Source organism: Sulfitobacter pacificus, assembly GCF_030159975.1.
In the GTDB taxonomy this organism is placed as follows: Bacteria; Pseudomonadota; Alphaproteobacteria; order Rhodobacterales; family Rhodobacteraceae; genus Sulfitobacter; species Sulfitobacter pacificus.
Window position 1 is genome coordinate 1785072 of the sequence record NZ_BSNL01000001.1, and the last position, 23350, is coordinate 1808421.

Annotated in this window: 19 protein-coding genes; 8 read left to right on the top strand and 11 right to left on the bottom strand. The window is 57.8% G+C overall.

Going from position 1 to position 23350, the window contains the following annotated elements; genetic code table 11:
• Nucleotides 1-5: 5 nt before the first annotated feature.
• Nucleotides 6-1289 carry a 3-deoxy-D-manno-octulosonic acid transferase gene (locus QQL78_RS09035; protein ID WP_284372677.1) on the top strand — a complete coding sequence of 428 codons (1284 nt, stop codon included), beginning with the start codon at nt 6-8 and terminating at the stop codon, nt 1287-1289.
• Nucleotides 1286-2341, top strand: a complete 1056-nt coding sequence (locus QQL78_RS09040) for a glycosyltransferase family 4 protein (RefSeq protein WP_284372680.1) — start codon at nt 1286-1288, stop codon at nt 2339-2341. The genes QQL78_RS09035 and QQL78_RS09040 overlap by 4 nt, the downstream gene beginning before the upstream one ends.
• A gap of 85 nt (nt 2342-2426) precedes the next feature.
• Here the strand turns inward: QQL78_RS09040 and QQL78_RS09045 are convergent, their stop codons facing one another.
• Nucleotides 2427-3590 carry a M20 aminoacylase family protein gene (locus QQL78_RS09045; protein WP_284372683.1) on the bottom strand — a complete coding sequence of 388 codons (1164 nt, stop codon included), beginning with the start codon at nt 3588-3590 and terminating at the stop codon, nt 2427-2429.
• Nucleotides 3591-3982: 392 nt separating this feature from the next.
• Between QQL78_RS09045 and QQL78_RS09050 the strand changes: the two genes are divergently transcribed.
• Nucleotides 3983-4513 carry a hypothetical protein gene (locus QQL78_RS09050; RefSeq protein ID WP_284372685.1) on the top strand — a complete coding sequence of 177 codons (531 nt, stop codon included), beginning with the start codon at nt 3983-3985 and terminating at the stop codon, nt 4511-4513.
• A gap of 65 nt (nt 4514-4578) precedes the next feature.
• Here the strand turns inward: QQL78_RS09050 and QQL78_RS09055 are convergent, their stop codons facing one another.
• The 4 genes from QQL78_RS09055 to QQL78_RS09070 form a co-directional block, all read right to left on the bottom strand.
• A complete protein-coding gene (locus QQL78_RS09055) occupies nt 4579-5748 on the bottom strand; it encodes a M20 aminoacylase family protein (RefSeq protein ID WP_284372686.1) in 1170 nt (389 codons plus the stop codon).
• 21 nt (nt 5749-5769) lie between these two features.
• A complete protein-coding gene (locus QQL78_RS09060; RefSeq protein WP_284372688.1) occupies nt 5770-7116 on the bottom strand; it encodes an NAD(P)/FAD-dependent oxidoreductase in 1347 nt (448 codons plus the stop codon).
• Between the two features lie 64 nt (nt 7117-7180).
• Nucleotides 7181-8344 (bottom strand): acetylornithine deacetylase, encoded by a 1164-nt coding sequence (gene argE / locus QQL78_RS09065; protein ID WP_284372690.1) that lies wholly within the window; start codon nt 8342-8344, stop codon nt 7181-7183.
• 3 nt (nt 8345-8347) lie between these two features.
• Entirely contained in the window at nt 8348-10180 is a 1833-nt protein-coding gene (locus QQL78_RS09070) for an ABC transporter ATP-binding protein (protein WP_284372692.1), read from the bottom strand.
• Nucleotides 10181-10502: 322 nt separating this feature from the next.
• Here QQL78_RS09070 and QQL78_RS09075 point away from each other — a divergent pair, with 322 nt between their 5' ends.
• The 4 genes from QQL78_RS09075 (at nt 10503) to QQL78_RS09090 (ending at nt 15716) form a co-directional block, all read left to right on the top strand.
• A complete protein-coding gene (locus QQL78_RS09075) occupies nt 10503-12224 on the top strand; it encodes a peptide ABC transporter substrate-binding protein (protein ID WP_284372694.1) in 1722 nt (573 codons plus the stop codon).
• Nucleotides 12225-12334: 110 nt separating this feature from the next.
• Nucleotides 12335-13372: an ABC transporter permease gene (locus tag QQL78_RS09080; protein WP_284372696.1), complete on the top strand. Its 1038-nt coding sequence runs from the start codon at nt 12335-12337 to the stop codon at nt 13370-13372.
• Complete coding sequence (locus tag QQL78_RS09085) at nt 13365-14363, top strand: ABC transporter permease (RefSeq protein ID WP_284372698.1); 999 nt, start codon at nt 13365-13367, stop codon at nt 14361-14363. The genes QQL78_RS09080 and QQL78_RS09085 overlap by 8 nt, the downstream gene beginning before the upstream one ends.
• 279 nt (nt 14364-14642) lie before the next feature.
• Entirely contained in the window at nt 14643-15716 is a 1074-nt protein-coding gene (locus QQL78_RS09090) for a YeeE/YedE family protein (protein WP_284372700.1), read from the top strand.
• Here QQL78_RS09090 and QQL78_RS09095 read toward each other — a convergent pair.
• The 4 genes from QQL78_RS09095 to QQL78_RS09110 all read right to left on the bottom strand — a co-directional run bounded on the left by QQL78_RS09095 (nt 15652) and on the right by QQL78_RS09110 (nt 20794).
• On the bottom strand, nt 15652-16935 hold the full coding sequence (locus QQL78_RS09095) for a DUF3422 family protein (RefSeq protein WP_284372702.1): 1284 nt from the start codon (nt 16933-16935) through the stop codon (nt 15652-15654). The genes QQL78_RS09090 and QQL78_RS09095 overlap by 65 nt on opposite strands.
• Before the next feature lie 132 nt (nt 16936-17067).
• A complete protein-coding gene (locus QQL78_RS09100) occupies nt 17068-17535 on the bottom strand; it encodes a hypothetical protein (protein ID WP_284372704.1) in 468 nt (155 codons plus the stop codon).
• 232 nt (nt 17536-17767) lie between these two features.
• Nucleotides 17768-19207: an NAD(P)(+) transhydrogenase (Re/Si-specific) subunit beta gene (locus QQL78_RS09105; RefSeq protein WP_284372706.1), complete on the bottom strand. Its 1440-nt coding sequence runs from the start codon at nt 19205-19207 to the stop codon at nt 17768-17770.
• Between the two features lie 12 nt (nt 19208-19219).
• The gene (locus QQL78_RS09110) at nt 19220-20794 is read right to left on the bottom strand and encodes a Re/Si-specific NAD(P)(+) transhydrogenase subunit alpha (protein ID WP_284372708.1); all 1575 of its coding nucleotides are present in this window, start codon (nt 20792-20794) and stop codon (nt 19220-19222) included.
• Nucleotides 20795-21314: 520 nt separating this feature from the next.
• On the opposite strand from QQL78_RS09110, the gene QQL78_RS09115 reads away from it, so the two are divergent.
• Nucleotides 21315-21896 (top strand): REP-associated tyrosine transposase, encoded by a 582-nt coding sequence (locus QQL78_RS09115; RefSeq protein WP_284372709.1) that lies wholly within the window; start codon nt 21315-21317, stop codon nt 21894-21896.
• 56 nt (nt 21897-21952) lie between these two features.
• On the opposite strand, the gene QQL78_RS09120 is transcribed toward QQL78_RS09115, so the two are convergent.
• Nucleotides 21953-22729, bottom strand: a complete 777-nt coding sequence (locus tag QQL78_RS09120) for a gamma-glutamyl-gamma-aminobutyrate hydrolase family protein (RefSeq protein ID WP_284372712.1) — start codon at nt 22727-22729, stop codon at nt 21953-21955.
• A gap of 127 nt (nt 22730-22856) precedes the next feature.
• Nucleotides 22857-23282, bottom strand: coding sequence for a GlcG/HbpS family heme-binding protein (locus QQL78_RS09125; protein ID WP_284372714.1), 426 nt, complete (start codon nt 23280-23282; stop codon nt 22857-22859).
• Between the last annotated feature and the right edge of the window lie 68 nt (nt 23283-23350).

Consider the following 23350-nt stretch of genomic DNA (forward strand, 5'->3'; position numbering starts at 1 on the left):
TCAACATGTCCGCGCCCTTTCTTTATCGCGCATGGGTCGCGGCCAGCATGGTGTTGCTTCCCTTTGCCACGTTCATCGAAACCAAAAAGCTGCGCCGTGCAGGTGTCACCGTGTTGCGCGCCCATGAGAAAATCGGCCATGCCACAGAGCCGCGTGAAGAAGGTGTGCCGCTGGTCTGGTTTCACGCGGCATCAGTCGGGGAAAGCCTGTCGGTTCTGGCGCTGATCGCCCGGATGGGGGTGCATCTGCCCAATGCGCAGTTCCTGATCACCTCGGGCACGCCTTCTTCAGCGAAACTACTGGCCAGCCGCCTGCCGCCGCGCAGCGTCCATCAGTTTGCCCCATTTGATGCCCCTGGCCCGCTGCGCCGCTTCCTGAAACACTGGCGACCTGATGCGGCGGTATTTGTGGAAAGCGAGATCTGGCCGCAGATGCTGCGCCGGACCTATGCAACCGGGGCAAAAATGGCGATGGTCAATGCCCGCCTGTCGGATCGTTCAATGGCCCGCTGGCGCAAATATCCAAAGTCCGCGCGTTATCTACTTGAGGTGTTTTCGCTGATCCTCACCCAGAATGACAAGATGGCCCAGGGCATGGTCGATATGCACGCCCCCGCTGATCGGGTTGCGCGGGGCATCAACATCAAATCCATGGCCGGCCCCCTGCCCGTTGACGAAGATGCCCTGTTCGAGGCCCGTGCCGCCCTTGGTCACCGTCCTGTCTGGGTTGCCTCCTCAACCCATGAGGGCGAGGAACAGGCGGTGCTGGCAGCCCATAAAACGCTGCTGGAAACCCACCCCGACCTTTGCCTGATCCTCGCACCGCGCCACCCGGAACGCGGCACCGAGGTGATGAACCTGATTGCCGGTGCCGGACTTAGCCTGACGCGGCGCAGCCGCGGCGACATGCCGGGCGGACAGGTGTTTCTGGCCGATACCCTGGGCGAGTTGGGGTTGTGGTATGATCTGAGTGACATCGTGTTTCTGGGTGGATCCCTGAAACTCATTGGCGGCCATAACCCGTTTGAAGTGGCGCAATCGGGTGCCTATGTACTGTCCGGTCCGCATGTGGCTGCCTTTACGGAAACCTATGGCGAAATGGAAACCCTTGGCGCGGCACGCATCGTGGCAGACGGTGCGGATCTGGCGGCACGGGTGAATCACCTGCTGCGCAATGATGCCGACCGGACCAAAGCCTGCACCGCCGCACGTGATTTCATCGAGGGTAGGACCGACATGCTGGATGGTATTGCCACCCGCCTGATCTCGGCGCTGGAGCTGACACCATGACAATTGATATGCGCAGCCTTCAGGTCATTGCCCCGAATTTCAAAAAACGTCTCTCCGGTGTGACGGCCACAGTTGTCCGCCTCGTGCCTGTGCAATCACGTGACATCAACATCGCGGCCACCGGCCCTGTGATCCCATCCCATGTGCCACAAATCCCGCTGTCCGCACTGCTGAGCATGCCGCGTTCTGGCCCGGATGGGCCGCGTGTCTGGCATGCGCGGCGCAATGTTGAAATGATCGGCGGGCTGGTGTTGAAACACCTTTTGCGCAAGCGGCTGAAGCTGGTCTTCACCTCCGCCTCTCAGCGCCAGCAAAGCGGGCTGACCCGCTGGCTGATCCGGCAGATGGATGCGGTTGTTGCCACCTCTGAACGGGGGGCGGCCTATCTAGAAAACCCCGCACAGGTAATCATGCACGGGATCGACCTCGATGGGTTCACCCCCGCTGCGGACAAGGCTGCATTGCGCGCAAAGCTGGGATTGCCGGTGGAGGCGCAGCTGATCGGCTGTTACGGGCGGATCCGCGCCTCCAAGGGCACGGATGTGTTCTGTACCGCGATGGCCGATGTTGTAAAACGCAGCCCACAGGCACATGCGCTGATCATGGGCCGTGCTGTGCCCAAGGACCGGGCATTCCTGCAAGAGATCAAGGACAAGATCGACGCACTGGGCCTGTCAGACAATTTCCATTTTCTGCCTGAGGTACCGGTCGAGGATATGGCCGATTGGTATCGCGTGCTGGACCTTTACGTTGCGCCACAACGCTGGGAAGGTTTTGGCCTGACCCCGATTGAAGCCATGGCCTGCGGTGTGCCGGTGGTCGCCACGCGTGTTGGTGCCTTTGAGCAGATTGTTGTGCCGGGCACCGGCCTGCTGGTCGCACCGGAACAGCCGCAGGCGCTGACGCAGGCCATCGCTACCGCCTTTGCGCCGCCCTGCCCGATCAGGGAATGGGAACAGAAGGTACGCCCTCATGTGGCGGAGCATTTTGCCATTGAGCGGGAAGCGGCAGAGCTGACCGCTCTTTATCGCCGCCTGTTTTCTGAGGGCTGAAACAGCAACAAGGCCGATAGTTTGGCCCGCCCCGGAAGGCAAGGTGAAGGCGGAAGGTCTTCTACCCTCCGCCCCGCCGTTCAGATCACGCAGCAGGCATGCGCTGTTCAACAATACCGGCCCACCAACTACATCCCGCCGGAATAGCGTCATCGTTGAAGTTATACATCGGATGATGCACCTCGGCACCGTCGCCATTGCCCATCAAGATATATGCGCCGGGCCGTGCTTCCAGCATAAAGGCGAAATCCTCGCCGCCCATAACCAAGGGCGCTTCTTCACATTGACCAGAGATCGAACGCGCCACATCTGCCGCAAATTCCGTTTGTTCATCATGGTTCACCATGACCGGATAATTGCGCACATATTCCACCCGTGCGACCGCGCCAAAGGTTGCAGCGATGCCTTCGCAAATTTCTACAACACGTTTTTCCGCCAGATCACGCAGATCGTTTGACAACGTGCGCACCGTGCCCAGCAATTTGACCCGCTGGGGGATCACATTGAAGGCCTTGGATGAGGATTCAACGGATGTGATTGACACCACAATATTGCCCAAGGGGCTGGCATTGCGGCTGACGATGGTTTGCAAGGCACTGATGATCTGCGCTGCAACCACGGTTGTATCCACAGTTTTTTCCGGGGTGGAGGCATGTCCGCCAACACCTTCAACTTCGATGTTCAGCAGATCTGTCGCTGCAAAAAACGGCCCCGTGCGAATGCCAAACGTCCCCGTCGGCATGCCCGGCCAGTTGTGCATGCCATAAATCTCCTGAATGCCCCAACGGTCCATCATGCCGTCATCACACATTTCCTTGCCGCCACCGCCACCTTCTTCGGCGGGCTGGAAAATCACCACACAGGTGCCATCGAAATTGCGGGTTTCCGCCAGATATTGCGCCGCGCCCAGCAACATGGCCGTGTGCCCGTCATGTCCACAGGCATGCATCGCATTGGGGGTTTTCGAGGCATACTCCAGACCTGTCTGCTCGTGGATCGGTAAGGCGTCCATATCGGCACGCAATCCGACCACCTTGCCGCTGGTGTCCTGTTTGCCCTTGATCACACCAACCACGCCGGTGCGGCCGATGCCCTCGACAACCTCGTCACAGCCAAAGGCGCGCAGCTTTTCCGCCACTGTGGCAGAGGTGCGATGTGTCTCAAACAGGATCTCGGGATGTTCATGTAGGTCACGGCGCCAGGCGGTGATATTTTCGTGCAGTTCGGCAAAACGATTTTTGACGGGCATGGGGTAATCCTTGTTCAAGTTTCCCAGCCTTTCTAGGGACAATCACCAGCGGATGGAAGCGCTGGCACAGCCGCGTCACCCTGACGTGAGCACCCCATCCAGAACCGCCCTGCAACACGACCGTATTGAAAAATCGGGTTAAATAATCTATTAACAATCCCACTTGAACGCTCTGTCCGGCTTGGCACATTTAACCTGCGGACATTTACTGCATCGCCAGCCTTCGTTCAGCTACGGGGAAGTTGTCATATTTCGACATGGCTTCCGGCAAATACACTGAAAAAAGTCCAGCGGCTTATTTTGTCGTGGCAAAGCAATTTAACCGGAAATTCACCGCCAGACCTGCCGCCCCGCGTTTCGGTCATCTGGTGAAATGCACAAGGATATTCGTTTTGGTAAAAGTTACCTATGCTTACAATTCAACCCTTCCCAAACGCAAAATGCCGATCGTGAAACTGCCCGGCAAACCAGTGACACGGGCCATCGCAACCGGGATTTTCCCCACCAACAAGGAAATCGACTATCTCAAGACAATGGAGCTCATCAAACGCAAGAGTTTCAACAAGAAGAAGCTCAAGCTGATTGTGCCCACAATGGTCAGCGAACATTGGGTCACGCTGGAGGCCAGCTGGCGCTGCGAGCTGGATCTGTTCACCCATCCAAAGACAAGCGAAACGCAGGAAATCTGGGCCGTCGAATATCTCAACGTCAATTCTTACCCGATCGAATGCTGCACTGGCTATGATCTATCCGCCACCGTCCATATGTCCGGTCCGATCAAGACGGTTACCCGCGGGGGGATCACCTTTCCCAAAGCCAAGTTTCAAATCAACTTTGAATCCATTGGACCAACGGGAGACAAAACACAAACCAAACAGCTTATCGAATTCGGATTCCTGCAAGGCAACTTCAAAAAGGTTTGAGGTATCCGCGCCCCGCCTTTCATCATCGGGGCCGCAAACACCTGAACTACCGCAAAAGCCTTGTGTTAGCCTGCCTTAAGCCGGGTCTCGACTACTTCGGCAAACCATGAACAGCCTGCCGGAATGGCCTCGTCGTTGAAATCATACATCGGGTGATGCACCGTCGCGCCATCGACCCCGTTGCCAATCATCATATAGGCACCGGGGCGCGCGTTCAGCATGTAAGAGAAATCCTCGCCCGCCATAATCGGCGGTGTGTCACGCCAGACGTCCGGGGTAATGGTTTCGGCAACATCCGCTGCGAAATCCGTCTCCGCATCATGGTTTACCGTCACCGGGTAGCCACGTTCATAGTCGATCTCGGCGCGACATTGATGCGCGGCTGCCGTATGGGTCACGATGTCACGCAGGCGGGCCTCTGTCAGATCTCGCACATCCTCATCCAGTGAGCGCACCGTGCCGCGCAGTTTGACCGTCTGGGGCAGCACATTATGACTGTCTGTGTCGCTGCGCACTGTGCAGACCGATACCACCACCTGTTTCACCGGATCCACGTTGCGCGATGCGATGCTTTGCAATGCGATCACCACATGGGCTGCCGCAAGATTGCTGTCCACAGCCTCATGCGGGGCCGCCGCATGACCGCCCTGCCCGTCAATCACAATGTCAAACTGATCCGCTGCCGCCAGCAGGGCACCCTTGCGGATCGCAAACTTGCCCACCGGATAGCCGGGCATATTGTGCATTCCGTAAACCTCGTCAATCGACCAGCGCTCCATCAGCCCGTCCTTGACCATCTCATTGCCACCGCCGCCACCTTCTTCAGCCGGTTGAAAGATCAGCACGCAGCGGCCATCAAAATTGCGGGTCTCGGCCAGATATTGCGCCGCCCCCAACAGCATGGCCGTGTGCCCGTCATGCCCGCAGGCATGCATCTTGCCGTCGATCTTTGAGGCATGCGGCACCCCTGTTGCCTCGTGGATCGGTAAGGCGTCCATATCGGCACGCAGGCCAATGCTGCGCCCTGAGCCAGTGCTGCGCCCTTCGATTACAGCCACAACACCAGTCTGCCCGATGCCCGTGGTGATATCCGTGATCCCGAAACTGCGCAGCTTTTCCTCGACAAACTTTGCTGTCTCATGCACGTCGAATTGCAACTCGGGGTATTGATGTAGGTGACGACGCCACGCAGTAATCTCGGCATGGGTTTCGGCAAAGCGGTTCTTGATGGGCATGTTAAAGTCCTTTGATAATACTCAGACAACTGTTTCTAATCGGACCGCACTCCCGTCCGCGAACCTGCCGGCCCGGAACCTGTCTAAATCATGCCCTACAGCGTCGCCCATGACCAGAGCTGCCAACACCCGGCCCATCCCCGGACCGATGCCAAAACCATGGCCCGCCATGCCGGTGCCAATCACCAGGCCGGGAATCCCTGCGCAGTGATCTACAATCGGCACCTGATCAGGCAAGGTATCAATCATACCGGCCCATGCGGATTTCAACCGGACCTGCGGCAGGCTGGGAAAACGTGTCTGAAACCTGCGCACCAGCCGTCGCAGCTGTGCCATATCGGGTTTGGGATCTAGGATGCGCATCCGCTCAAAGGGGGTGATATCATCCCCCGACCAGCGGCGTGGCGTATCCCATGCATCAGGAAAACCCTTGGGCGAACTGGGCCGGTAAGTCTGTCCAAGCGGGCTTTGCCTCAGCTGTGGCAGATATTTGCGAAAGGCACGAAAGGCATCCGGCCCGATGAACAGCTCTGCGACACCTGCGGGTGACAGGGTATATCCGCCATCCATCCGGCGGCGGAACGCCACGCGATTATCCGCAGCTGCCCCGGCATGGACATCCGGCAAAGGGTGGGTCGCCGCCACACTCTCGCGTACGGAAAGCTGTGGGATATCAACACCATGGTTGCGCAGGAGCAGCGATGACCACGCCCCGCCTGCCAGCACGACCGTATCCGTCTTTACCAGCCCTTGCTCAGTCATCACCCCGACGACCCGCCCCGCCTGTATGTCCAGCATCCGCACGGCACAGTTTTCAACCAGTCGCACCCCGGCCCGTTGTGCGATCCCCGCCAATGCGGGCACCGCAGCCCAGGGTTCCGCCCGCATGTCCGATGGGGTGACCATCGCCCCGACCATGGGTTTTGCCATCTGCGGGAACATTGCTGCGGTTTCGGCCGCAGTCAGGATTTGCGTATCCACCCCGACGCTCTGGGCATGGGCAGTCCAGCGTTCGTATCCGGCCAGCTGTTTGGCGCTTTCTGCAAAATAGGTGACGCCCCCCTGACGCAGCCCGAAATCCACTCCGGTCTCGCCCGCCAGTTCTTTCCAACGCCCCAGCGCCTCGATCATGATGGGCAATTCGTCAGAATCGCGGCCCTGCTGCCTGATCCAGCCCCAGTTGCGTGACGATTGCTCGCCCGCGATTCGCCCTTTTTCCAGCAGCACCACCGATTGCCCTGCCCGCGCCAGATAAAGCGCTGTGCAGACACCAATCACACCGCCGCCAATCACCACCACATCCGCAGACACGGGCGGTGGACCAGCAAACATTACCGGCGTTTTTTCGGAAATAGGAAAAGCCTGCATCGTTATATCCCGGATCTGCGCAAAAGACGCCCCGGTCAAAGACCGGGCACTGGCCCACTGTTACTTACACGCTCAACCGCGTCAGCAACTTGCGCATAAAATCATGGCCAGCCTCAAACTGCGCCACCTCGATGAACTCATTGGGCTGATGCGCCTGCGCGATATCGCCGGGGCCACAGATCACGGCGGAATAACCCGCCTCCTGAAACTGCCCCGCTTCGGTGCCATAGCTGACTTTGTGGCTGGCATTGTCCCCGGTGATCTGGCGCACCAGCGCTTCCGCCTCTCCGTCTTTCTCGGGTTGCAAGGCTGGCACGTCGAAACGTTCGCTGATCCGAATTTCGGTTTCAGGCACAACTGCCTGCATCTGCTCTTCCACCTCGCGCACTTTCTTGAGGTATGCGGTAGACCAGTAATTCTTGTCCTCGCCCGGGACCACGCGGAAATCCATTGCGAATTTGCAGTCCTTGGCGGTGATGTTATGGGCTGTACCGCCCTCGATGACACCAACGTGGCAGGTGGTGAAAGGCGGATCAAACATCGCAGCCAGATCAGTTGGCTTGGCCGCCATATTTGCGGTGTTCATTTCATTAGCCCATTCAATCAGCTTGGCCCCGGCCATGATCGCGTTCACGCCAGTGTGCAGCAGTGATGAATGCACTTCAAAACCAACCACATGGGTATCGAATCCGCTCCCCCCCTTATGCCCGGTCACCGCCTGCATCGATGAGGGTTCACCGATAATCGCTGCGGATCCTTTGGGCAGGACGGGCTGCATCGCCTTGATCATCGGGGGCGCACCAGTACAACCGACCTCTTCATCAAAGCTGAGTGCGATCTGCAAAGGGCGTGTGAGGTCGCTATATTTGCCCTCAACCAAAGCCCAGATCGCCAGAGCATCAAACCCCTTCATGTCACAGGTGCCGCGCCCGTAATACTTGCCGTCTTTTTCAACCACCGTGAAAGGATCAGTGTCCCAGGGTTGCCCGTCAATCGGCACAACATCGGTGTGCCCTGACAGCACAATCGCCCCCTCTTCCCATGGACCCACATGGGCAAACAACGCATGTTTGGGCTGCTCCGGATCAATGTAGCGGTGGCTTTCGATGCCGTGGCTGGACAGGTAGTCAGCGACCCAATCAATCAGGGGGATATTGCTATCGCGCGAAACAGTGGGAAAGCTGATCAACTTGGTCATCAGCTCCAGCGGGGTCAAACGGTCGGTCATGGTTCAATATCCGCAATCAGTGATCAAAAGGTGATGCCCAGGATCAACCTCTACGTATTCAGAGGGTTTGGCGTCATATTTTGCTGGATGGATCGGCGACGGGATCGGTTTAAAGTTCAGATCCTTCTCGTCTTTCCGTTTGCGCGGATCGGCAATTGGCACCGCCTTCATCAGCGCCTGAGTATAGCTGTGCAGCGGGTTCTCAAAGACCTGCTGACGGGTGCCGATTTCTACGATCCGGCCAAGGTACATCACCCCGACGTAATGGCTCACCCGTTCAACCACCGCCATGTCATGGCTGATGAACAGGAAACTCAGATCCAGCTCTGACTGTAGTTCCATCATCAGATTCAGCACCTGCGCCTGCACGGATACGTCCAGCGCCGAGACCGCCTCATCCGCGATGATCAGCTTGGGGTTCAAGGCAAGGGCACGCGCAATCGCCACCCGCTGGCGTTGCCCACCGGATAACTCATGTGGGAAACGCCGCATGAAACTGCGCGGCAGTTCGACCCGGTCAAACAGCATCTCGACCCGCTCCGTGATGGCCTTGCCCCTCAGCGTGTCAAAGTTGTGGATCGGCTCGGCCACCTGATCCGCCAGCTGCATCTGCGGGTTAAGCGAAGCAAAGGGATCCTGAAAGATCATCTGCATGTCCAGACGCGCGGTGCGCAGCTCGCGCTGGTTCAGCGCCATGATGTCCGTGCCACCCAGATTGATCTCTCCGGTCATCGGCTCAACCAAGCGCAAGATCGAGCGGCCCGCCGTGGATTTACCGCACCCTGATTCGCCAACCAGACTAAGCGTCTGCCCCTTGTTGATGGTGAACGACAGATCCTCTACCGCGTGGACATTGGCGACCGTGCGGCGAAAGAAGCCCCCCTTGACCGGAAACCGCGTCGTGAGGTTCTTGACCGTCAGCAAGACCTCATCGCTGCCCTTGATCGGGACAATCGGCTTGTCTTCGGACCCCAGCAGCTTCATCGGTTCGGGAAACGCCTTGCCGGTCATCTCGCCCAGTTTGGGCACCGCTGCCAACAGGGCTTTGGTATAGGGATGCTGGGGATTCTCGAAAATCTCTTCGACGGTGCCCTCTTCCACCTTATTGCCACGAAACATTACGACGACGCGGTCGGCCATCTGGGCCACAACCGCCATATCATGGGTGATGAACATCACCGCCGTGCCGGTTTCACGCTTCAACCGGTCCATCAGCGCCAGAATTTCAGCCTGAATCGTTACATCCAGTGCCGTTGTCGGCTCATCCGCAATCAGCAGTTTCGGCTCGCAGGCCAGCGCCATGGCGATCACCACGCGCTGGCGCATACCGCCGGAAAGCTCATGTGGGTATTGCTTCAACCGGCGCTCGGGCTCGGGGATGCGGACCTGTGTCATCAGCTCAAGCGCGCGCGCTTCGGCCTGCACCTTGGTCATTCCTTTATGCAGACGCAGCCCTTCGGTCAGCTGACGGCCAACGGTAAACACCGGGTTCAACGCGGTCATCGGCTCCTGAAAGATCATCCCGATCTCGTTGCCCCTGATCCGGCGCATATCGGCACCGCTGGTCTGGGCCAGATCAATCTGGTCCTTGCCGTCGCGGTCAAACAACAGCCGCCCACCGGCAATTTCGCCACCGCCATACTCAACCAGCCGCATCAGCGACAGGGAGGATACCGATTTACCGGAGCCAGATTCGCCAACCACACAGACGGTTTCACCCGGATTGATGTCAAAACTGACATCCTCAACCCCGACAACTGGACCGTCTTTGGTCTGAAATTCGACCCTGAGGCCCTGTATTTGTGCAATAGGCCCCGAATTTGTCTGATCCAGCATGATGTCCCCTGATGATCCTTTGACACGTTATTGCAGCGCGTCTTTAACCAAGGCTAAGGCGATTACCAGAGCAGGTCAAACAAGACTGGTCGAAATCGGACCTATTTTGTGTCGGACTGATGACAGGGCTTGCATTTCTCGTGAAACATGTTGTGAATGCTGCCATGCGATCTGGAGGTGCGGTTCGGAGCATTCGATATAACTCTTCGTTTACGTAGAGTTAGGCGACACTCTTAAAGTGCCACAGATCGACACCACTGGGCGGGATTATCCTGCCCCAATACGTGACACAACCAAAGCGTGTACGACAAGGAGAGTATTTATGAAACTAAGAACCCTTTTGATGGGAGCAATTGCGACGACCGCTTTTGCTCCGGTTGCATTTGCCGACGGACATTCCGGCGAACGCGGCCGTGACGGGGAAGTCAAAATCCTGTATTGGCAGGCCCCTTCCATCCTGAACCCGTTTCTATCGGGCGGCACCAAGGACGTCGAATCAGCGTCTTTGATCGTGGAGCCACTGGCCCGCTACACAGAAACCGGTGCCATGGTACCGTTTCTGGTGACTGAGATCCCGACTGTCGCCAACGGCGGCGTATCCGAGGACCTCAAGTCAATCACATGGAACATCACGCCCGGCCTGAAATGGTCTGACGGCACGGCGTTCACTTCGGCGGATGTAAAATTCTCCGCTGATTATTGCATGCACCCCGAAGGTGGTTGTGCACAGGGTGCGAAATTCCAGGGTGTCGAGAGCGTCGAAGCTGTTGATGAGCTCACTGTCAAAGTCACCTTCTCTGCACCTCAGCCAAACCCATATGGCCCGTTTGTAGGCGGCGAAAGCCCCATCATCCAAGCCGCCCAGTTTGCTGATTGCATGGGGGCCAAAGCGCCAGAATGTACTGAAGCAAACTTTAACCCAATCGGCACAGGTCCTTTCAAAGTTGTTGAGTTCCGTCCAAACGACGTAATCACAATGGAAGCCAACGAAAACTATCGTCACGAAGGCAAGCCAGCCTTCGCCACGCTGACATTCAAAGGCGGTGGCGATGCCGCAGCTGCAGGTCGTGCGGTTCTGGAAACCGGCGAATATGACTACGCCTGGAACCTGCAACTGGCACCCGATGTGATTGCAAAGATGGAAGAAGCCGGTAAAGGCAAGGCTATCGCGGGCTTCGGTCCTCTGGTTGAGCGTCTGGAAATGAACCTGACCAACCCGTCACCGGATCTGCCGCCTGAAACAAGGGCAACCGTAGCAGAGCCTCACCCCTTCCTGTCCGACTTTAAAGTCCGCAAAGCGCTGTCGATGGCCATCGACCGTGAACTGCTGACCGAAGTTGGCTACGGTAAGGCCGGTACACCTACATGTAACCTCGTCCCTGCCCCTGCACTTTACAACTCTGACAACACAGAGTGTCTGACGCAGGACCTTGACGGTGCGAAAGCCTTGCTCGACGAAGCAGGCTGGACCGACAGCGATGGTGACGGCGTACGCGACAAGGACGGCGTCAAGCTGTCGATCCTGTATCAGACATCCACAAATGCCGTACGCCAGGACTTCCAGGCCTTGATCAAGGACTGGTGGCAGCAGATCGGTGTCGAAACCGAATTGCGCAACCTTGACGGTTCCGTCTTCTTTGGTGGTGACCCAGGTTCGCCTGACACGTTCCAGAAATTCTACGCGGACGTGGAGATGTACGCCAACACCTTCAACGGCACGGACCCACAGGCCTATCTTGCGGCTTACCGTTGTGGCAACGAGCCGAAGCCATCCAGCCAGTGGCAGGGTGAGAACATCAACCGCTTCTGTGATCCGGCCTATGACGCCCTGCTTGATGAGCTGGCAAAAACCGGCGATCTGGAAAAGCGTGGCGAGATTGGTCGCAAGCTGAACGACATGATCACTAAAGACACGATGACAATCGTTCCGCTGGTGAACCGTGCACGGGTTTCCGCCCACTCCAACAGCCTTGGCGGTGTTGTCCTGAACGTATGGGACAGCGAAATCTGGAATGCAGCCGACTGGTATCGCATCAAGGAATAATCGTTACGGCGGGGCCTTCCCCGCCTTGACAATCCGTAGGGCGGGCTTCACCCCGCCCTACACAACTTTCTCAGATCTCTCAGACTGCTAAACAAAGGCGCCTGAACCCTATGCTGACCTTTACACTCCGCCGGTTGATCCTATCTATCCCGACGCTTTTGTTCATCAGTTTTATCATCTTCGGATTGCTGCAACTTGCCCCCGGTGATCCGATGGCACAGGTGCCGCTGACGGTACCACCAGAGGTAAAACAGAAAATGCGCGAGGCGCTGGGTCTTGGGGCCCCGTGGTACGTGCAATATTATAAATGGCTGATCCAGTTCTTCTGGATCGAACCCAAGATCTTTATCGATTACCTGACCAACACCAGCTTTCTGCTGGGGTGGTTGCCTGACACCGCGTTTTATCAAGGTGAGCTGCGCGTCATCTCCTGGCAGACCCGCAGCCCGGTGATGGATATCGTGATGCAGCGTATGCCACAGACACTTTGGGTGGTCGGGCTAAGCTATGTTGTGGGCATCGTCATCGCAATCCCGATCGGCATCTATTCCGCCTACAAGCATTATTCGGTGTTCGATCAGGCTGGTACTTTCATTACCATGGTTGGTTTCTCGATCCCGCCGTTCTTTACCGGCCCGCTGCTGATCGTGATCTTTTCCGTCTACCTTGGCTGGTTACCCTCGATCTATGACACCACCCATGTGGTCACCGACTGGGAGAGCTTTAAGGTTCAGATTTTCCAGATGATCATGCCGGTGATGGTGCTGGCCCTTCAAACCACGGCCCAGATCAGCCGCTACATGCGCGGGGCAATGTTGGACAATCTCAATCAGGACTATGTACGCACCGCCCGCGCCAAGGGCCTGCGTGAAGGCGTGGTTGTGATGGTCCATGTGCTGCGCAACTCAATGATCCCCGTGGTCACGGTTATCGCGCTTGGCATGCCGGCGATCTTTGGCGGGGCAATCATCACCGAAAACGTCTTTAAGGTGAACGGCATCGGACAGTTGCTGCTGACCGCCCTTTTTGCAAACGATCTGCCGATGGTCATGACGCTGACCTTCATCTTCGCCATCCTGATCGTTCTGTTTAACCTCATCGCCGATGTCCTCTACGGGCTTCTCGACCCAAGGATCCGCTATGACTGAGCAAGCCCTCCCCGCAAGCCCCATCGAGGCCGACATCGAAACCTTTGGTGCGCTGACTGATAAAGAGCCGCAAAAGCCGCCCAGAAGCCAATGGAAGGATATTTGGGACCAGTTTCGCAAACACAAAGGCGCAGTATTCGGTGGTGGTTTCCTGATTTTCATTACCTTGGGCGTTATCTTTGGCCCCCTGCTCTGGGATCTCGACCCCAAGACGCTGGACATCCGCAACAAGAACTGGCGCCCGGTCTATACCTTGCTCTGGGACAGCGATGCCAAGGCCGGTTGGGCCCATCCCTTCGGCACCGACCAGCTGGGCCGCGATATCCTGTCCCAGATGATTGCAGGCGGACGGGTTTCCATGGCCGTTGGTTGGCTTGCCATGGCGCTGGCGCTGATCATCGGCACCGCAGTGGGTGTCCTGTCGGGCTATTTCAAGCGGTTGGACTTCTGGCTGATGCGCTTTACCGATCTGGCGCTTTCCTTGCCGATCCTGCCATTGACCCTGCTCGCCGTGACCCTGTTCCGCCAGCCGCTAAACGCCAGCTTCGGCCCGGAGGGCGGCATGTTTATCCTGATCGTCGGCATCATCGGCCTGACCTCATGGATGCAGACCGCACGGATTGTACGCGGCGACATTCTGGCGTTGAAGGAACGCGAATTCATCCTTGCGGCCCGCTCTATCGGGACCACATCCGGCAAGATCATTCGTCGGCATCTGCTGCCGAACGTGGTGTCTCCGATCATGGTTTCCGCAACATTGGGCCTTGCCACCGCGATCATCACCGAAAGTGCGCTGAGCTTCCTTGGCGTTGGCTTCCCCTCCGACTTCCCCACCTGGGGCAAGTTGCTGGCGGATGCAGTGCAGCGCATGCAGGATTACCCCGAGCGGGTGCTTTTGCCCGGCATCGCGATTTCCCTGACTGTGCTAAGTGTGAACTACCTTGGTGACGGCCTGCGCGACGCGCTTGACCCACGCCTGCGCGGACGCTGATCCTTTTTGATCAGGGGCCGCCCCCGCATCCTGCGCGGTTGGCCCCTGCTCTATCCAAGGTGTGTAAAATAAGAACCGGAACAGCCGCGGGCGATCGCTGATACCCCGCCTGTTCCCGACACCCCCGCAAATCAGAACAACTTCCCCGAAACACCCGGTATCTACGAAAATATTCCTCGCTGAGGAAGGTAGATGGTTATGAAACACCATTGAACCCCGAGCATTCCCCGTCCAAATAGATCAGTTGTTCCACCCAACTGATCCACAAGGAGTCGGGCCATGTTTGAGACGTTCGAATTTGAGACACTGACCGCGCCACAGGCCTCCGTCTATTTCGCGCTGATCATTGGTGTGCTCTTTGGTGTGCTGGCCCAGATCACCAAGTTCTGTTTCCGCCGCGCGCTTGTTGGTGAAGACAGCCGTGCGGCTGCGGGCGTCTGGTTTACGGCTCTTGCTGTGGCCCTTGTCGGCACCCAAGCCGCCGTTGCTGCCGGATGGATCAGCTTTGACGATCACCGTTTCATGATCTCTGACATGCCGGTTCTGGCCATCGCCATCGGCGGGTTACTGTTCGGGGCTGGCATGGTGCTGACCCGTGGCTGTGTGTCACGTCTGACTGTGCTGACAGGGTCCGGTAATCTGCGGGCGGCGGTTGTGCTGCTGGTCTTTGCCGTTGTGGCCCATATGACGCTGAAAGGGGTACTGGCCCCGCTGCGCACCTCGCTTGGCGCTGTGACCGTGGATATGGGGGAATATATCACCCTCGCCGCCCTGCCCGGTGGCGCATGGCTGTGGACCGCATTGCTCGCAGTTGCGGCCGGTGCCATTGCGCTCCGCTCTGGCAATGCGGCGGGCACCCTGATCCTTGCGGCGCTGATCGGCCTGCTGGTGCCTGCCGCATGGGTTGGCACTGGCTTTGTACTGTTTGACGATTTTGACCCAATTGGCATGGAAAGCCTGTCCTTCACCTCTCCAGCTGCGGACACGCTGTTTTGGGGCATTGCCAGCACCTCGATTGCGCCGGGCTTTGGTACCGGTCTGATCGGTGGGGTGATCCTGGGCGCATTGGCCGCCAGCCTGATCTTTGGCGGGTTTCAATGGCAAAGCTTTGAAAGCCCCCGCCAGACTGGGCGTTACCTGCTGGGGGCCTCCCTGATGGGGGTTGGCGGCGTGCTGGCCGGTGGTTGCACCCTTGGTGCCGGTCTATCCGGTGTGCCGACCCTGTCGGTTGCAGCACTTCTGGCCATCACCATGATTGCACTGGGCGCTAAGATCGCCCAGCTGATTCTCAGCCAAGATGCCGTTTCAACCGCCGCACCATCAACCACACCACGCCCACAATCGGCAGGGTAACCAGCGCCAGCAAACTACCCTTGCTAAGCCCCAGAGCACTGGCCAGCGGATAGAGCAGATAGCCCGCCAACGAGACCGCGTAATAGCTGATTGCCACCACTGACAGCCCCTCTACTGTCTTTTGCAAGCGCAGCTGCAAATCGGCGCGCCGGTCCATGCTGGCAAGGATGTCCTGATTCTGCGCGGAACGTTCCACATCCACTCTCGTGCGCAGCAATTCCGCTGCGCGGATGGCGCGTTCCGACATCGCCTTAAGCCGGTCCTCTGTCGATTGCACCGTGCGCATGGCAGGGTCGTATCGGCGCAACATGAACTCGGCAAAGCCCTGACGGCCCAGAAACCGCTTTTCGCGCAGCACGTCAATCCGTTGATCCACGATCCGTCGATAGGCCCCGGTTGCGCCAAAGCGAAAGGCTGTTTTCACCGCCAGCGTTTCCAATTCAACCGAGATATCGAGAAGCGCATGCAAGGTATCCTCTGCCCGCGCCGACGGGCCGCGCATCTGCGCCATCAGATCGGTCAGCTTCATATCCAGCGCGTTCAATTGCGGGGCCAGCCAACGCACCATGGAAAAGCCCAGCATCGAGGCGGCCTTATAACTCTCGATCTCAAAGAGCCGCTGCACAATGCGCCCGCGACGCCTGTCCCCTGTCGCCTCATCGGTAAAGACCGCAATCCGCATATGTCCGGCCGGATCAATGCGAAAGTCCGATGCAACAACCGCCGCCTCTCCCAGTACCGAAGCGACCGCAAGGCTTTCAGGCACAAACCAATCGCCCAACAAGGTGCTGATCTGGTCCGGTGATTGTGGCATCGGCATCAAACGCAACAATGCCGAGGTGATCCGCCCCCCCGGCGCATCCTCCAGCCAATACTCGGGAAAGACCCCAAATTCATCAGGGTCGAAGGGGCGCGCGCCAACAGCGTCAATAAACACCGTATAGGTCACCATCTCGGTGTGCTGTTCCCATTTCAGCCAATATTTCCCCATTTCGCCATAATAATGCGTCGCCTCCGGGTCTGGCCGCGGTGCACCATAGTGATCCAGCAGGGCATTCAAATGTATGAGGTCGAGGCTTTTGTCCCGGCTGGCCGCATCCTCTGGCTGTTTGATCGCAAGGAAAACCGCGCTTGACGGGGCTTTGAGCGAGGGAAAGGGCCGAGCGTGCAATTCGCCGCTCAGGGCATAGCGTTGTGGGTAGTCTTTGATCGGGGCCATGACATGGGTTCCTGCAGGGTTTCAGGAACCATAGAACGCTGCTTCGAGCATTTCAATTACTTATATTTTTCAATGTGTTAAATGGATACAGCGGTATACAACGCCCCTTCTTCACTTGCACCGTATTAGCCCCTATCCCGCGCGCCAGACAAAAAGCGCCCGCCCGGCGAATATCCCGGCTGCCAGCGCCAGCAGCGCCGTAAAACCAGTCTGAAACATTGCATTCCCATAGATGTCAGGCGCAACCGCCAAGAGAACACCACCCAGAAAGTTTGCCCAGAATACCGCCATCATTAAAAGCAACGTCAGGTTCTCTCCGGCAAGCTGTACCATCCGCCCCGTACGCCCCAGCACCCAACGGGCTTGTAGCCGGTGACCAGCCCAGAGACCCGCCCCATAGAGCGCAAGAAAGATCATCCAGATCCAATTCCCCGCCGGCAGTGACGCCACAGCGCGCAGCGAAAGGATGCCCAACAGCGGCAGCAGATAGATCAGCAGCACCGGTACGCTTCTGGCCTGCCGCGCCCGCAGGCCAACAAAGATCAGCAGAGCCAGCAGGGGCCAGACCCAGATTGGTGCGCCAGTCAGGAATTGTGTCATCTTGAAAGTCCTTTGTAGGTTGGTGATAGCACCATTCACAGGCCCCGACACGGATCGGCCAGCCCTGTTACGTGAAACCGTGCGATCGCTACGCCATCGACATCACGCGCCATTCACGCTTCGCGAAACGCCCGCTCCGCAAAGCAAAACGCCCCACCATCACTGGCGGGGCGTTTCAATCAGGTCTCGGAAACTTTCAAAGTTTCCGACCGTTCTCTTTGAAAGAGAACGACTATTCAATCATCGGCAGCAGCTTGTCCAATGACGCCTTTGCGTCGCCATAGAACATCCGCGTGTTTTCCTTAAAGAACAACGGGTTTTCGATACCGGAATAGCCGGTGCCCTGCCCGCGCTTGGAAACAAACACGGTCTTGGCTTTCCAGCATTCCAGGACCGGCATGCCAGCAATCGGGCTGTTGGGATCATCCTGCGCCGCGGGGTTCACGATGTCGTTGGAGCCAATGACGATCGCTACATCGGTATCCGGGAAATCATCGTTGATCTCATCCATCTCCATTACGATGTCATAAGGCACTTTGGCTTCCGCCAGCAGCACGTTCATATGGCCAGGCAAACGCCCCGCAACCGGATGAATGGCAAAGCGCACGTTCTTGCCCTGCGCGCGCAGCTTTTTCACCAGCTCGCTCACCGCGCCCTGTGCCTGTGCAACCGCCATCCCGTAGCCCGGAATGATGATAACGCTGTCGGCTTCGTTCAACGCCGTGGCGACACCATCTGCTTCGATCGCGACCTGTTCGCCTTCAACCGCCATCTGTTCACCAGCTGGTCCACCAAAGCCGCCCAGAATAACGCTGATGAACGAACGGTTCATCGCCTTACACATGATGTAGGACAGGATCGCACCGGAGGAACCCACCAAGGCCCCAACCACGATCAACAGGTCGTTGCCAAGCGAGAAACCGATCGCCGCCGCCGCCCAGCCGGAATAGCTGTTCAGCATGGAGACAACCACAGGCATATCCGCCCCACCGATTCCGGTGATCAGGTGATACCCGATGAACAGCGCAGCCAGCGTCATCACAAACAGGGGGAAGAACCCGCCGGTGTTGAAATACCAGATCAGGCAGAGCAGTGAGAGACCCGCCGCACCTGCGTTCAGCATGTGACCACCGGGCAGTTTCTTGGCCGCTGAATCCACCTTGCCTGCAAGTTTCCCATAGGCAATCACCGATCCGGTGAAGGTCACCGCACCAATAAAGATGCCAAGGAAGACCTCAACCCGCAGGATGTTGATCTCAACCGCTGTTTTCTTGGCGATCAGCCCGGCAAAGGTGCCAAGTGCATAAACATCTCCTCCATCAGCGACATAGTTCGACACCCGGCCAATCTCAAAATGTGCGATAAACCCGACAAAAACCGCTGCCAGACCGACCAGGCTGTGCATCGCGGCCACCAGTTCGGGCATCTGCGTCATCTGCACCCGTGTCGCCAGCTGATACCCGATGGCACCCCCCCCAGCGATCAGGACCAGTGACAAAAACCAGTAGCCAGAGCCCGGGCCGATCAGCGTTGCCGCCACGGCCAGCGCCATACCGGCGATGCCATACCAGACCGCGCGCTTGGCGCTTTCCTGCCCCGAAAGCCCACCCAAGGACAGGATGAACAAAATTGCTGCAACCACATAAGCTGCTGTTGTAAAACCGAAATCCATTACATCAGCCCCTTAAGATTTCTGGAACATGGCGAGCATACGCCGTGTCACGAGGAAGCCGCCGAAGATGTTGATCCCACACATAAAGATCGACAGGGCAGCAAGTAATATCACCAGGAAGGAGCTTGACCCGATCTGCATCAAAGCCCCCAGAATGATGATCGAGGAAATCGCATTGGTCACCGCCATCAGCGGTGTGTGCAGGCTGTGCGCCACGCCCCAGATGACCTGAAACCCGACGAAGACCGCCAATACAAACACGATGAAATGCTGCATAAAGCTGGCCGGAGCAACCAGCCCCACGGCCAAGAGCAACGCCCCGCCAACGGCAAGCAATGTCACCTGGTTCTTGGTCTGTTGCTTGAACGCCGCAATCTCGTTTGCCGCCTTCTCTTCGCGTGTCAGTTCCTTGGGCGCAGGTTTCTTCTTCTGCACGGCAATTGCGGCCACTTTGGGTGGTGGCGGCGGGAAGGTCACCTCTTTAGCGTGGGCAATTGTTGCCCCGCGAATAACGTCATCTTCCATATTATGGTTGATCACACCGTCTTTTTCCGGTGTCAGATCAGTCATCAAATGACGAATGTTGGTGGCATAGAGCGTCGAGGATTGCGTTGCCATCCGGCTGGGGAAGTCGGTGTAGCCAATGATGGTCACACCATTCTCGGTCACGATCTTCTCATCCATCACAGTCAACTTGCAGTTACCGCCTTTTTCTGCGGCAAGGTCGACGATCACAGAACCCGGTTTCATCGCTGCAACCATATCTTCGGTCCACAGTTCTGGTGCTTCGCGGTTCGGGATCAACGCGGTGGTGATGACAATATCAACTTCCGGTGCCAGTTCGCGGAACTTGGCCAGCTGCGCCTCGCGAAACTCTGGCGAGGACACCGCGGCATAACCGCCTGTTTCCGCGCCATCTTTCTGCTCTTCCTCGAAATCAAGGTAGACAAATTCGGCCCCCATGCTCTCGACCTGTTCGGCCACTTCGGGGCGCACGTCAAAGGCCAGCGTAATCGCACCCAGAGATGTTGATGTCCCGATCGCGGCCAGACCGGCAACACCGGCCCCCACAACCAGAACCTTGGCCGGGGGCACCTTGCCCGCCGCTGTAATCTGACCGGTGAAAAAACGGCCAAAGTTATTGCCTGCTTCGATCACCGCGCGATAACCGGCGATATTGGCCATGGAAGACAGCGCATCCATCTTCTGCGCCCGTGAAATACGCGGGATCATTTCCATCGCGACCACGGTGGCACCCTTTTCGGCGGCCTTGTTCATGTTCGTTTCATCAGCCACGGGGCTGAAGAAGGAGATCAGGGTCTGCTCTGCCCGCAACCGCTTCATCTCGGTCTCATTTGGTGCACGCACCTTGGCAACCACATCTGCAGCTTTCCATAGGGCGGCAGCAGTTTTGACCACCTCGACACCGGCAGCCTTGTAATCGGCATCGGCGAAACCGGCAGCAGCGCCCGCTCCCGTTTCGATCAGGCACTCATGCCCCAGCTTTTGCAATTGTCGCGCGGAGTCCGGCGTCATCGCGACGCGGTTCTCTCCCTGAAAAATTTCTTTCGGCGTTCCGATCTTCACTCAGTCTTCCCCCAATTTTGGTCCCGGCTGGTCTTTGATACGCGTCGGGGCATAGTTTTGCACCTGCAGCAAATAGCGAAATGGCAGCATATTAACAAGTATTTCAAGGTGAAAAGCGGATTCCTACCGCAAAGTTTACCCCGTAAGTTGCCGATTTCGCCCTAAAATAGGCTCAACTGTGCCGAAACTTTATTTCAACCAAGACCAAAGTAGGCGCAATAAAATGTCACTGCGGAACGCCTTGCCAGCTGGATATTTCCCACCCAACGGAGGTGTTTTACCTTAATTTGAATCACATTTATGCGGGCCACGCTGTTTCGTCCTACCGCATCACCCCCTTGAAGGTCGTGGCCCGTCAATGCTGCATCGCAGCCAACCAACGACGGCAACCTGTTCAGACCCGCCAGAACCAGCGCGTCATCCACATTCCGCCCGCCGCAAGGTCAGGGAGATCAGAAAGGTCGCTCCAAAGACGGGAATGGTTCACCAATTGTTAACCAAACCAGACCTAACCTCGCGCATGTCATACACCCTGCAGCCCCTTCTCACAGGCGTCACCTATTTCCTGACGATCCGCCTTGCAGACCCACACAGCGACCTGTTGCTGCGCCGGATCGATCTGCTGCGCCGTGCAATGCGGGAGACCCTCAACCGCCATCCCTTTCGCATCGATGCTATCTCTGTACTGCCCGCAACCCTTCACATGCTCTGCACCCTGCCCCCCGGTGAAAGGGCCTGCCCCCGCCGGATCGCCATGTTGAAATCCCGGTTTTCCCGCGGCTGCCCGATGTCCGAAAATCGCAGTTCGGGTCAGATCAAGCGGGGTGAGAAAGGCATCTGGCTGAGGCACCATTGGCAGCATGTGATCCGTGACGCGGATGATTTTATGCGCCATCGGGATTTGATCTACTTCAGCCCGGTCCACGCAGGGCTTTGCGCCACGCCGCAAGAATGGGTGCATACATCGCTGCACCGTGACGTGCGCGCGGGGATTAACCTGCCCTTGAGCCTGCACAATAGCACGCAAGCCAAACCTATCGCGCAAAGGCCAACCACCAGATTACCCAATGAAACGAAACAGATTGCCGGGGTTGTGCCCTAGGATCAGCTCAGTCGCGGTCTGGTAATCCGCAAAGGCAGCAAGCAACGCCGCTGGGATCAAACAGCCTTGAGCGCAGGTGCGTCACTACGGCTTGTCCAAGCGCGCACAGCATCCCCGAAACCGGCAAACAGCGCCCGCGAGACCGGATCCGCATTAGCATTCCATTCAGGATGCCACTGCACCGCCAATGTAAACCCGGCTGCGCCCTGCACGTAGATCGCCTCTGGCGTGCCATCCTCCGCATGCCCGTCAATCACAATCCGCGCGCCAGCTTCCTTGATCCCCTGCCCGTGCAGCGTATTGGTGCGCACTACCGTGCTGCCCAGCAATTTGTGAAACACGCCGCCCTCGGTAAAGGTCACATCATGGCGCAGCTCAAATTTCTCTTCAATGGTACCGTCGGGGGGCATCCGATGGTTCATCCGCCCCGGCAATTCGCGAATTTCAGGATAGAGCGTGCCCCCCATGGCGACATTCACCTCTTGAAAGCCACGGCAAACGCCGAAAATCGGCTGCCCCCGTTCAACACAGGCCCGGATCAGCGGCAGGGCAATGGCATCGCGGGCGCGATCAAAAGCCCCATGCGCCAGCGTTTCCGCCTCGCCGTATTCTTCGGGATGTACATTGGGCCGCCCGCCGGTAAACAGAAACCCGTCACAGGTGTTCAACAGTTCCTCGACGCTGACATGGCGGGGATCCGAAGGAATGATCAGCGGCATACACCCGGATACTTCAGAAATCGCGTCAGAGTTCATCTGCCCGCCTGCATGCACCGGATATTGGTCATTCAAAAGATAGGAATTGCCGATAATGCCAACGACGGGTCGGGCCATAAGTCACCAAAGATTGCCTGCTCTGCATCCAGTATAGGACAGGCGCTGGGATCTCTCAAGTAAACTTGGCGGCTTGTAGGTGCCTCTGCCGCCCGCTGGGGCGACAGTGCAAGGTTTTTCAGCAGGGTCAGATTTCGCCGGTCAATCCCGCCGCTTCAATCCCGTTCAGCGCTGCCACCGCGTCATTGTCAGAGGTATCGCCGGTCACACCGACCGCCCCGATCACCGCCCCCTTCTTGTCGCGCAACAAAACGCCGCCGGGCACCGGAATGACCTGCCCGCCGTAAACCCCGTTCACCGCCGCCATGAAATACGCCTGATCCTCTGCCCGGTTCATCTGGGCCGTGCCCGCCATGCCCAGCATCACCGCGCCGTAGGCCTTGCCATGGGCAATGGCAAAGCGGCCCGGCGCCGCGCCGTCTTCGCGCTCAAAAGCCTGCACATGGCCGCCTGCATCCAACACCACGACTGACAGGGGTTTGAGGTCCATCTCGCGGCCTTTGTCCAATGCCTTGCGAATGATCGTGCGCGCCTTGCGCAATGAAATTGCCATCTCTATGACCCTTTTCTAGTCTTTACTTTTCGTTGGTAAACTCGGGGCGGCACCGCCCCAAGCCTGCT